Here is a 7612-nt window from a genome sequence, read left to right on the forward strand (position 1 = left end):
ACCTCCAAAGTCGTCGTTGCGAAAAAATCATCCAATGCGGCTTGACAGCGAGGGTGGGGTCCGATCACCCTAGGCTCAGATTTCAACCGGATCAGATCTGTGCGCCAGCACCTGCTCATCGCCGAAGTTTCGACCGTCGCCGGCCTCGCCGCGACGGCCTTCGGCATGACCATTGGCGGCTCGATTATTGGCGGCACCACCGGCGCCACCACCACCATGCCCTCACGGGCGGGACGAGTTTAGCGCGCCGGACGCCGGCAACCGCAGAACCCGAACCCCGCCCGGTCCGCCAGGCGGGGTTTTTCATTTCACCCCACCCCTTCCGAACATCGCCCGAGAAACCCAATGTCAGCCTCCCTCGCCGTCGTAGAGAAATCCGAGAACCTCGAACCGAGTAAACAGCCCGCCGCCGAGGTTGTGGTGCTGAAGTTCGGCTCATCGATCCTGCGAACCCCGGCGGAGGCGCCGCTGGTGGCCTCGGCCGTCTACGGCCATGTGCGGGCGGGACGGAAGGTGGTGGCGGTGGTCTCGGCCTTCGGCGGGGCGACCGACCAGATGCTGGGCGAGGCGCGGGCGCTGGGCCTGGCCCATTCCAACGAACTGTTGCCCGGCTATGTGGCCCTGGGCGAGGAGAAGTCGGCGGCCCTGGTCGCCATCGCCTGCGACCGGATCGGCCTGGACGCCTGCGCCCTGTCGGTGCGAGAGCTGGGCATCGTCGCCGAGGGCGAACCGGAGCATTCGCGCCCCTGCGGCCTGCGGCCCGACCATCTGAAACAGGCGCTGGACCGGCACGAGGTGGTGGTGGTTCCCGGCTTCGGCGCGGTGCGGCCGGACGGGCGGATCGCCCTCCTGGGCCGGGGCGGGTCGGACCTGACGGCGGTCTTCCTGGCTGCCGAACTGGGCCTGAAGAGGGTGCGGCTGGTGAAGGACGTCGACGGCCTGTACGACCATGATCCGAACGACCGGACGGCCCCGGCCCTGCGCTATCGCCGGGCGTCCTGGGACGTGGCGCGCAAGCTGGGCGGCGCCCTGGTGCAGCACGACGCGATCGACCTGGGCGAGAGCCGGGGCGTGGAGATCGAGGTCGCGGCCCTGGACCGGGCCGACGGCACGGTGATCGGCAAGCGGTCGGCGCCCCCCGGACCGGCGCCGGCCCTGCCGCCGCTGAAGGTGGCGGTCGCCGGCTGCGGCGTGGTGGGCGGCGGGGTCCTGGCGCGGTTGCTGAACGATCCGCGCTATGACGTGGTGGGGGTGCTGGTGCGCAACCCGAAGAAGGTTCGCGACGTGGCCTGCCCGCAGTCCCTGTTCACCGCCGACCCGGCGGTCCTCTGGGCCAAGAAGCCGGACATCGTGCTGGAGGCCCTGTCGGAAGGCGAGGCGGGCCATGCGGTGATCCGCGCCGCCCTGGAGGCCGGCTGCGACGTGGCCAGCGCCAACAAACAGGCGGTCAGCCGCGATCCCGGCGGGCTTCAGGATCTGGCCAAGGCCAAGGGGCGACGGATCTTCTGGTCGGCCTCGGTCGGCGGGGGCTCGCCGATGATCGAGACGGTGCGGGCGGCCCGCGCCGCCGGCGAGGTGGTCGGGTTCGAGGCGGTGCTGAACGGCACGGTCAACTTCATGCTGGAGCGGCTGGGCGACGGGGCGGCCTTCGCCGAGGCCCTGGCCGACGCCCGAGCGGCGGGCTTTGCCGAGGAGGATCCGTCGGCGGACCTGGAGGGGCTGGACGCCGCCGCCAAGGTGCGGCTGCTGTGCCACGAGGCCTTCGGCCGCTCGCCCGATGGCGAGGTGCCGCGCGACTGCCTGACGGAGGCGACGTCCGCCGAGGGCGGGGTGCGCCAGATCGGCGCCGCCCATCTGAAGGACGGGGTCATCACGCCGTCGGTCAAGCTGACGGCCGAGCACGGCGACCCCTTGTTCTCCAGCCTGCGCGGGGAGGGCAATGCGCTGAAGGTTTACGGCGCCGACGGGCGGGTGTGGCGCTGCCGGGGCCGGGGCGCCGGGCGCTGGGCCACGACCGAGAGCATCATGGCCGATCTGGCCGAGATCGTGCGCGCGCGCCGCGCCGACGCGGGCCTGAACTAGGCCATGGCCGTCTTCACCCCCGTTGCGCTGGACGAGGCCAGGGCGTTCCTGGCCGGCTACGACCTGGGCGAGGTGGTCGAACTGGCCGCCATCGCCGAGGGGGTGGAGAACACCAACTACCGGCTGGAGACCCAGGACGGGGCGAGCCGCAGACGGTTCGTCCTGACCCTGTTCGAGGCGCGGACGGACGAGGCGTCTCTGCCCTTCTGCCTGGGGCTGACGGCCCATCTGGCGGGGCGGGGCTTTCCCTGCCCGACGCCGATCGAGGACCGTTCGGGCGGATGGCTGGGACGGCTGAACGGCCGGGCGGCGGCGGTGATCGAATGGAAGACCGGCGCCTGGCTGCGCCATCCGTCCGAGGCCGATCAGGCGGCGGCGGGGGCGGTGCTGGCGCGGCTGCACCAGACGGCCCAGAGCTTCGCCGGGCGGCGCGAGAATCCGGTCGGGCCGGCCATGTGGCGGCGGCTGGCGGACCGGTGCGCGGCGGGCGCCTCTGGCGAGGACCGGGTGCTGCTGGATCAGGTCGAGGCGGCGCTGGCGCGGCTGGATAATCCGTTCGCGGACGATCTGCCGACCGGGGCGATCCATGCCGACTATTTCCCCGACAACATCCTGTTCGAGAACGGGACCGTTTCGGCCGTGATCGACTTCTACTTCGGCTGCACCGGGCCGCTGGTCTATGACCTGGCCATCGCCCTGTCGGCCTGGGGCTTCGACGCCGAGGGGCGGCCCATGCCGCACGCTTTGGCGGCCTTCCAGCGCGGCTATGAGGCGGTGCGGCCGCTGAACGAGGCCGAACGCGCGGCCCTGCCCCGACTGGGCGAGGCGGCGGCCCTGAGGTTCACCGTCACCCGCCTGCACGACCGCATCTTCCACGACCCGTCCAAACTGGTGACGCCCAAGGACCCGGCGGTCTTCCTGCGGCGGATGGATCACTGGCGGGCGGTGGAGACCGTCTGAGGGGACGATACGTCGGACAGGGAAAAACAGTGTCCGATGTGTCCGATCTGTCCGATCTGTACGAAATCGACGGGAGCGACTTTGGCGGTTGGAGGCGTGGCGTCAGTTTTCAAAGACCGGGCAGGGAGTATGGCACGGTTTGAGGAGTGTTAGGTTGAGGGATGTTTTCGGGCGCCAGGGATTTGAAAAGGCGCGGTTTTGTTTGCGGGATTGGGATGGCGAGGGCTTTGGCGGGGCCCAAGTGCGTGCGAGGTTGTTAGCCGCCCAAAGCCTGGCAACTTGACCTTATGACGAAGCTGCTCAAGATCCTGTCGGCCATCCTGCTGCTAATCGGCGGGTGCGCCTCACCAATCGGTCCAAGCCGCGCGGATCTGGCGGGCGTGCTTGCGATTTCGTCGTCCGAGATCGACCGGCTGCGTTGCCACGACATTCCTGAGGAGCCGACCGAGTTCGGATGCCGCTATCGCCAGCGGGACGCCGCTGGTCAGTGGGTGCGGCAGGACGTCATGGTTGCAATGGATGGGGCGACCTGGGTGATCATTGATGGCCCCGGGGGCGGCTGATCGCATCCGGCCCGGTCGCACTGGACCCTAGGTCCAGAACCCCTCCGTCACGGCGCCGAAGAGGCGCCGCGCCACCTCCCCCAGAGGGGGAGGAGACATCGCCCCGAGATCAGGTCCGGCAGATGGAGACGCCGCCGTCCACCCGTGTCGCCGTGCCGGTCATGAAGCCGGCGGCGTCGGAGGCGAGGAAGGCGGCGGCCTGGGCGATTTCCTCGGGCTGGGCGATGCGTTTGAGGGCGTGCAGGCCCGAGACGAAGGCCAGGGTTTCGGGGGTGTCGGCGACGGCCCGGCCCATCGGCGTGTCCACCCCGCCGCACAGCAGGGCGTTGGCGCGGATGTTCTGGGCGCCGAACTCGGCGGCGATGACCTGGGTCAGGCCGATCAGACCCGCCTTGGCCGAGGCGTAGGCCGCCATGCCCGGAAAGCCGACGGTATGGCCGACGAAGGTGGAGGTGAAGACGATCGAGCCGCCGCCGCGCCTCTGCATGGCGGGGATCTGATGTTTGGCGCACAGGAAGGCGCCGGTCAGGTTGATGTCCAGGGTCTGTTTCCAGCCGGCGACCGACAGGTCCGGCGTCGGGGCGGTTTCGGGGATGGCGCCGGCGTTGTTGAAGGCGATGTCCAGGCCGCCGAACCGCTGCTCCGCCGCCGTGGTCAGGGCCGCGGCCGTGGCCTCGTCACAGACGTCGCCTGGGACTGCGCAGGCCTCGCCCCCTTCGGCCTGTATGGCCGCGACCAGGGCGGCGAGTTCGGCTTCTCGGCGGGCGGAAACCACCACCTTGGCGCCCAGGCGGGCGAACAGTCGGGCGGCCGCCTGGCCGATGCCGGAGCTGGCGCCGGTGACGACGGCGACCTTGTCTTTCAGAGCGTACACGGGGGCTCTCCTCTTTGCGTTTGGAGGCCGGTCGCGGGGCGACACGGCCGAACGCGGCGGGTCTAGAGGGCCGGTTGATGTCCGGCTGGCGGGAAGCGGCTGTCGGATTATAAAAATCCGCCGCCTGCGCCGCCTTGTCGCTGGAACTGAAGGGCGGGCTGGGGTTTTGGTGGAGATGCGGCCACGGCCGTGCTCCCCGAGGACGAGATTTCACCATGACTGACGAACGGATCGAGGGCGCCGCGTATCAGGCGACCGGCAAGACCAAGAAGGGTTTCGGCAAGCTGGTCGGCGACCAGAAGCTGCAGGTCGAGGGCGCCCTTGAGGACGCCAAGGGCCGGTCGCTGGAGACCTTCGGCAAGGCGATGGACGCGGTCGATCGGCTGGTCGAAAAGGCGCCGGCCGACTATCGCGACAAGGCTCGCACCGTGGCCGCCGAGGCGCGCAAGCGGCCGCTGGTGACCACCCTGTCGGTCGCGGGCGTGGGCCTGCTGCTGATGGGCATGCTGACGGGCGGCCGCCGCCGCTAGTTCGCATACCAACGATTTGACAACGTCTGATTGTTGACGCAGTCTCCCCTGCAAAGGGGAGGCCGCCTATGCGTATAACCATGAGGGGCATGGCGATCGCCGCCTGCCTTGCCGCCGCCGGCTGCACCACGCTGAAGATGAAGCCCCAGGGCGGACTGGGCGTCGGCGGCACGGGACAGGTGCTGGGGGTCGATGTCGTCACTGACGAGGCGACCAAGGCCGCCGAGGACCGGATGGACGCCCAATGGGCGAAATGGAACGCCGAGACCCGGGGCAAGCAGCTGGTCTACGCCCTGGTCGCCGAATCCGATCTGCGGTGCGACCGCTATCTGACCGCCGTCTCGATCGACCGGAATGCGACCCGCAGCAGCCTGGACATCGCCGGACTGGCTCTGGCGGCCATCGGGGGCGTGGCCTCGCCCAACGCTAGCGCCAACTGGTTCTCGGCCGGATCGACCCTGGCCCAGTCGTCGCGCCGGACGCTGGAGGATACGGTCCTGGGCGGGCGCGAGTTCGGCCTGATCTACGCCGCCGTGTGGCAGGGACGCGAAGAGGCGTCCAAGGCCCTGATGAAGCGGGCCGACGACGGCGAGTTCAAAACCTGGGACTGGCGGCCGATCCTGTCCGTGGCGCGCCAATATGATGTGAAGTGCGGCCTGAACTACGGCCTGGGCCGGTTGAGCCAGGCGATTTCGTCCTCGTCCTAAGCTTTGATTTCCGCCAGGACGGCCGTCAGGTCGGCGTCTACGATCGTCATCCGCTCGGCCTGATCGCCCAGGGCGGCGATGACCGGCGCGGGCTCGGGTTCGAAGCCCAGGACGTCGGAGACGAAGGCGCCGAACTTGGACGGGTGGGCGGTGGACAGGGCGACGACGGGGCCGGTCGAGCGGTCGAGGCGGCGGGCGGCGGCGAGGGCCACGGCGGTGTGGGGGCAGACGACCCGGCCCCAGGTTTCGTGGGCGTGGGCGATCTCGGCGCGGGTCTCGGTCTCGTCGATGGAGACGGCCGAGACGGCGGCGCGCAGGGCGGCCAGCAGATCCGGATCGAAGGCCACGGCGCCGTCGCGGGCGAAGGTTTCGAACACGGCGCGGGTGCGGTCCCCGTCGCGGCCGGTCGCCTCATAGACCAGGCGTTCGAAGTTGGACGGGGCCTGGACGTCCATCGAGACGCTGCCGCTCTCGATCGCGGGACGGCGCGAATAGAGGCCGTCGTTGACGGCGCGGGCCAGGGCGTCGTTCTGGTTCACCGCCGCGACGAAGCCGTTGGACGGCAGGCCCATATGGGCGGCGGCGATGCCGGCGAAGGCGTCGCCGAAATTGCCGGTGGGAACGACGAAGGTGGCCGGGCCGCCCAGTTGGGCGGTGGCCGAGACATAATAGGGAATCTGGCCCGCCAGCCGGGCCCAGTTGATGGAGTTGACCGAGGACAGGCGGCCGCGTTCGCGTAGGGATTCCTCAGCCAGCAGGCCCTTCACCAGACGCTGGCAGTCGTCGAAGTCGCCGCGCACGGCCAGATTCAGCACATTGTCGGCCTGGACCGTGGTCATCTGCTTGCGCTGCACCGGCGAGACGCGGTCCAGCGGGTGCAGCACGATCAGATCGACGGACTGGGCGCCGGCGAAGGCGCGCACGGCGGCGGCGCCGGTGTCGCCGGAGGTGGCGGTGAGAATGGTCAGACGCTCGCCGGACGCCGCCAGGGCCTCGTCCGTCAGGGCGGCGACCAGCTGCATCGCCAGATCCTTGAAGGCGGCGGTGGGGCCGTGGAACAGCTCCAGCACGAACAGGCCGGGCTCAAGCTCCACCAGGGGGGTGACGGCGGGATGGGCGAAGCCGGCCGTCAGCCGGTCCAGGGCGCGGTCGAGCGCGCCCGCCGGCAGGGCGTCGCCGATGAAGGGGGCGACGGCTTGCAGGGCGATGGACTTGTAGTCGGCGCTCGCGTCCCAGGCCGAGGGCGACAACCTCGGCCAGGCGGTCGGCATATAGAGGCCGCCGTCGGGGGCGATGCCGCGCAGCAGGGCGTCGGCGAAGTCGGTCTCGGGGGCCTGGCCGCGGGTGGAGACGTAACGGGCGCTGGAGGTGCTCATAGTGGTCTGGTCCTAGCCAGACGGGGCGGCGGCGTCACCCGGTTTCTGGCGATGCGCGGGAGGAAATTGTCGGATGGGCGGCGGGCGAGCCGGTTTGCGACAATTTCGTGCTGATTTTCGAGGGCCGCTCGCGCGAAACCGCAGTGGCGGACGGCCCTGCGACCATCGTCCCCGCTGGCGTCCAAGCGCCGGACGGTCCATGTGATCAGACATGAGAAGACGCGATCTCCTGATCCGGCTGGGCCTGGTCGCCGGCGGCGTGGCCGGGGCTTGGTGGCTGAGGGACCATGTGCTGTGGCGACAGCCCCAGGCGGGGTTTGGACCGGACGGGTCTTCGGGCTGGCTGGGCTATGCTCAGCCGCGCGCGGCGACGCCGACGGTGGAGGTTCTGCTGAACGGGACGCCGGTCCGGGCCCTGGTCGATTCCGGCGCCCAGTATTCGGTGATTGATCGCGCCCTGGTGGATCGGCTGGGGCTGGGCGAGGGCCTTCCCCTGCCGATGGTCGCCTATGGGGTCGGG

Annotated in this window: 9 protein-coding genes; 7 read left to right on the top strand and 2 right to left on the bottom strand. The window is 70.1% G+C overall.

All coding sequences use genetic code 11. The features are described 5' to 3' along the window. Window positions 1–99 precede the first annotated feature (99 nt). The 4 genes from AC07XS_RS09325 (at window position 100) to AC07XS_RS09340 (ending at window position 3605) form a co-directional block, all read left to right on the top strand. Window positions 100–243, top strand: coding sequence for a hypothetical protein (locus tag AC07XS_RS09325; RefSeq protein ID WP_182714224.1), 144 nt, complete (start codon window positions 100–102; stop codon window positions 241–243). Window positions 244–345: 102 nt separating this feature from the next. Further along, window positions 346–2082 carry an amino acid kinase family protein gene (locus AC07XS_RS09330; RefSeq protein ID WP_182714223.1) on the top strand — a complete coding sequence of 579 codons (1737 nt, stop codon included), beginning with the start codon at window positions 346–348 and terminating at the stop codon, window positions 2080–2082. 3 nt (window positions 2083–2085) lie between these two features. Continuing rightward, entirely contained in the window at window positions 2086–3042 is a 957-nt protein-coding gene (gene thrB, locus AC07XS_RS09335) for a homoserine kinase (protein WP_182714222.1), read from the top strand. 287 nt (window positions 3043–3329) lie between these two features. After that, window positions 3330–3605, top strand: a complete 276-nt coding sequence (locus AC07XS_RS09340) for a hypothetical protein (RefSeq protein ID WP_054766622.1) — start codon at window positions 3330–3332, stop codon at window positions 3603–3605. A gap of 109 nt (window positions 3606–3714) precedes the next feature. Here AC07XS_RS09340 and AC07XS_RS09345 read toward each other — a convergent pair whose 3' ends face one another. Continuing rightward, on the bottom strand, window positions 3715–4479 hold the full coding sequence (locus tag AC07XS_RS09345; protein WP_054766621.1) for an SDR family oxidoreductase: 765 nt from the start codon (window positions 4477–4479) through the stop codon (window positions 3715–3717). 215 nt (window positions 4480–4694) lie between these two features. Here AC07XS_RS09345 and AC07XS_RS09350 point away from each other — a divergent pair, with 215 nt between their 5' ends. Both AC07XS_RS09350 and AC07XS_RS09355 read left to right on the top strand, forming a co-directional pair. Further along, window positions 4695–5009, top strand: a complete 315-nt coding sequence (locus AC07XS_RS09350) for a CsbD family protein (RefSeq protein ID WP_182714221.1) — start codon at window positions 4695–4697, stop codon at window positions 5007–5009. Window positions 5010–5077: 68 nt separating this feature from the next. After that, window positions 5078–5716 carry a hypothetical protein gene (locus tag AC07XS_RS09355; protein ID WP_182714220.1) on the top strand — a complete coding sequence of 213 codons (639 nt, stop codon included), beginning with the start codon at window positions 5078–5080 and terminating at the stop codon, window positions 5714–5716. Here AC07XS_RS09355 and thrC read toward each other — a convergent pair. Continuing rightward, complete coding sequence (thrC, locus tag AC07XS_RS09360; protein WP_182714219.1) at window positions 5713–7092, bottom strand: threonine synthase; 1380 nt, start codon at window positions 7090–7092, stop codon at window positions 5713–5715. The genes AC07XS_RS09355 and thrC overlap by 4 nt on opposite strands. 211 nt (window positions 7093–7303) lie before the next feature. Here thrC and AC07XS_RS09365 point away from each other — a divergent pair. After that, window positions 7304–7612, top strand: a 309-nt coding sequence (locus tag AC07XS_RS09365; protein ID WP_182714218.1) for a retropepsin-like aspartic protease, incomplete at its 3' end; no start/stop codon positions are given.

This window comes from Brevundimonas sp. GW456-12-10-14-LB3 (assembly GCF_059424365.1).

Bases quoted from the DNA above. Each gene is read 5' to 3' on its own strand.
- AC07XS_RS09330 (WP_182714223.1), top strand. From the start codon at position 346: ATGTCAGCCTCCCTCGCCGTCGTAGAGAAATCCGAGAACCTCGAACCG.
- thrB (WP_182714222.1), top strand. From the start codon at position 2,086: ATGGCCGTCTTCACCCCCGTTGCGCTGGACGAGGCCAGGGCGTTCCTG.
- AC07XS_RS09340 (WP_054766622.1), top strand. From the start codon at position 3,330: ATGACGAAGCTGCTCAAGATCCTGTCGGCCATCCTGCTGCTAATCGGC.
- AC07XS_RS09350 (WP_182714221.1), top strand. From the start codon at position 4,695: ATGACTGACGAACGGATCGAGGGCGCCGCGTATCAGGCGACCGGCAAG.
- AC07XS_RS09355 (WP_182714220.1), top strand. From the start codon at position 5,078: ATGCGTATAACCATGAGGGGCATGGCGATCGCCGCCTGCCTTGCCGCC.
- thrC (WP_182714219.1), bottom strand. From the start codon at position 7,092: ATGAGCACCTCCAGCGCCCGTTACGTCTCCACCCGCGGCCAGGCCCCC.